Genomic DNA, 3602 nt, shown 5'->3' with positions numbered 1-3602 from the left:
ACTATTGGTGCTACTAATATGCTTACTAAGCTAAAGTTTAGTGGGGCTGGAGCGAGTAGCATTCCTGCAGCAAATGCTCAGACTATAGAGGTAGCTAATGCCGGAGCTAATGTTACAGCGAGTAGCATGCTTACTAGTAATGTACTATTTAGTGCAGATGGTAGTTTAGTAGCAGATAAAGGCATCATTGGTAACGTAACATTTAATGATGCAGGAACTTTAGTGACCACTGGCATATCTGGTGCTATAGATTGTAACAGTCAAGCTGCAACAATTAATTTTTCTGGTGATAAAGCATATATTTTAAAGACTCCAATTCAAAATGCCGAAAATGCTACATTAGATGTGAATTTACCAAAATTAACAATGATAGATCTTGAAGTAGGAAGCATCAATATATCTGATAATAAGATACTTGCTATAGATCTTGCAAGTGGCAATAAAACATTACTAGCTCCTGGGGGTAATGGCATTAAGTTCTTAGGAGCTAACTCTACTTTTCAAATAGACAATACAAGTAACAATGATGCGAGAGTAGCGTCATTTGCAGCAAATCTTGCAGGGGATGTAGGAGGCGGTGGCATATTATTGCTTAATGGCGGTACTCAAGGGCTGACTATTACAGGCGATAATGCCCCAACCACCATAGGTGTTCCTGGTAACGAAATTGCTATAGTTGAAACGCAAGGCATTGTTACTATGCAAGATAGTATGGATGCAAGTAGTGTCTCTCAGTTAAATATTGTATCTGGCTCCAATTTTACTGATAAGAGTTGCAGCACAGCAAAAATTCCAAATATTAATATTGGTACTACATCTCCTACTGCATATTTAAACAGATTAGATGATGTAGAGGTACTTAATAATTTGTCTAGATCTAAAGCACAATTGACTGCAGCTGATTCTATGCGTATTGCCCCTCCTTCAGCTATTTATGCTATTGATGTATCTAATATGGCTAATCAGAACTTAGATATTTTAGGTTCAGGTCAAAGTATTAACTTTATAGATGAGAATGCTACTGTCAAATTATCAAATGTAAGTAGCGGTGCAGGCGGTAATGACCGCAGCATTACATTACTTCGGGATCTTGATTCAGGTAAGGATGATTTTGCAAGAGTTGAGTTATCAGCAAGTACAGGTAGCACGCTTACTGTTAAAGGTGGTTCACTTGGAACAGATGTGCATAAACTTAAGCAACTTGAATTATCAGGAGAGGGCGTTCTTAATATTGAATCTACTATCCATACTACTGATCTTGAGCTTAATGTGCCTACAATTACACTTGCAGATGTACACTCTAATTTATCTTTTGCAACCAATACAACACTAACTGCAATCGGCAATATTGATGGTAATGTAGATTTTCAAAACAATGCCGCCATAATAAATATATCAGATGGGCAAAAGATTACCGGCAATGTTAATAGTACGGGAGGTAATAATGGTACAATTAATTTCGAAGGCAAAGGGGCTATTGATGGAGTAGTAACAAATCTTACAATGCTGAAAGCAGGAGCAGGAGATGTAACATTTAAGACTTCAGGTGATTACTCTATAACAGAACTCCAAGGTAACGGTAGTGGAACAATCGCATTCCCCTCTAATATGAAATATGTAGGAGGTATGAATATAACAGGCGGTCAGCCAGTCAATTTAAATCTTACTAATAATAATATTATAAACGGCAACATTGGCTCAAGCACTAGTCCAGTTGGCAATATAGCAAGTGGTGCTAATACAGAGTTTAATGGAAGTATTAATAGTATCGGAGATATTAAGACCTCAGGGGAAGCATTATTTGCAGGTAATGTTGCATGTAATAATATTTTAGCTAATACTACCAGTAGCGACGCATTATCATCGTTCTCATTATTTGCACCAGCGAATACAAATGTACATAATACTATTAATTTTGATCAAGATAATGTTATTACGAAGTTTCAAGGTACAGTACATACTAAAGGCGGTATAAAGGCGAGTGGCAGTACATATTTTGCAGATACTGTAAATAGTCAGGGCAACATTACTATAAATGGCGATACTAAATTTAATAAGACATTATCAAGTGGCAATAATATAGATATATCTCATGGATCAAATGTAATATTTAATGGCGATGTAAGTGCAAGTACTATTAATGTCAATAGTTCTAATATCCAAGTATCAGATAATATATCAATAGCAGGTAATATAAGTGCGAGTAATAGCAGTATTATACTTGATAATAAGATATTGACATTATCTGGTATAAATATCTTTACTAATCAGCTCATGATAAATACTACATATGATGAATCTAGTTTATCTGGTGGTAATATAATACTTGCACCAGGTAGCACCTTAGATTTATCAAATGTGAGTGAATTAATAGTAAAATTATCATTTATTAATAGTGACATCAGCAAAATAGCTGATAATACTATATATAATATTATTTTGGCGGAGGATGGGAGTAATATAGTTCCATTAAATGATCCAGAGCATCAGATTATACTTGATAGTAGTGGTGAACAAAATAAGTTTGTGAAGTGGAAGTTAGACGCAAGTGCTTTGACTTTATATGCGTATGATGATTCAAACAATGTCATAGATACTGATTATGTTTTTGATTCTGCACAAGATAATATGTTTATGCAAGAATTAAAGCATGTAACAACAAATAGTGATGCTGAGGAGTTTAAGAAAAATATAGGTTTATTAGATAAAGAACAAGCAGAAGAGATGCTTTCTAGAATATTAGATCATCCAAAAGAGCGAGATAGTGCTATAGTGCAAGTAGCATTACACCAAACACTTACAGATACCAATAAAGTTGCTATGAATACTATCCATAATAGATTATCAAATACTGGCCTTGGCATGAGCCAAGCTGCTATTGCAGCTGGTGATGAAGATATGTGTGGATGTAACGATAATATATATGAAGAGAGTAAATATGGCATGTGGGCTAGATCCTCAATAAATCATAGTAAGGATAAAGTAAGTGCTAAGAATGCTGAATATTTCAGTAGTTATAAAACAAAAGGACATAGTAATACTATAGGGCTTGATAGTCTTATATGTGATAATATACTTTTAGGTATTGCATATACAAATGCATACACTAGTATAAGACCAAAAGACCAGAGTATAGGTAATATAGATAAAGTAAGAACTAATATGTTCTCGCTTTACAGTGCATATAATATACCAAATTATAATTGGTACTTAAATAGTACTATTTCTTATGCAGAGAGTTCTATTAGAAGTGGCAAGATACGTTATACTGCTATAACTAAAAATGTGCTTGGTAGTGAAGTGGCATCTGGTAAATATAAATCACATTTATATAATGGAAGCATATCACTTGGATATAATCATTATCTTGGAAATAACGCTTATGTTGTCCCTAGCATTGGAGCAATAGCTTCATTAATCAGAGATAAAGGTTATACAGAAACTGGCACTAGTTTCCAGAATCTCACTATCCGTAAGAAAAATTATCATAAACTAAGCAGTATAGCAGGACTTAGAGCGTATCAGGATATTTATTTTGGGCATGTAGATAATGTCAGCAGCCTAATAGTGACGCCAGAAGCTTATGGATTTATTAATTATAA

At 34.3% G+C, this 3602-nt stretch carries 1 protein-coding gene; it reads left to right on the top strand.

The genetic code is table 11. The annotated features are described in order from the left end of the window. Positions 1–18: 18 nt before the first annotated feature. Positions 19–3602: autotransporter outer membrane beta-barrel domain-containing protein (locus KYQ89_RS00580; protein WP_218459868.1), on the top strand; the 3584-nt coding region annotated here is incomplete at its 3' end.

This window comes from Rickettsia sp. TH2014 (assembly GCF_019249195.1).
GTDB classification, from domain to species: Bacteria; Pseudomonadota; Alphaproteobacteria; order Rickettsiales; family Rickettsiaceae; genus Rickettsia; species Rickettsia felis.
This window is presented reverse-complemented; position numbering and strand designations above follow the sequence as displayed.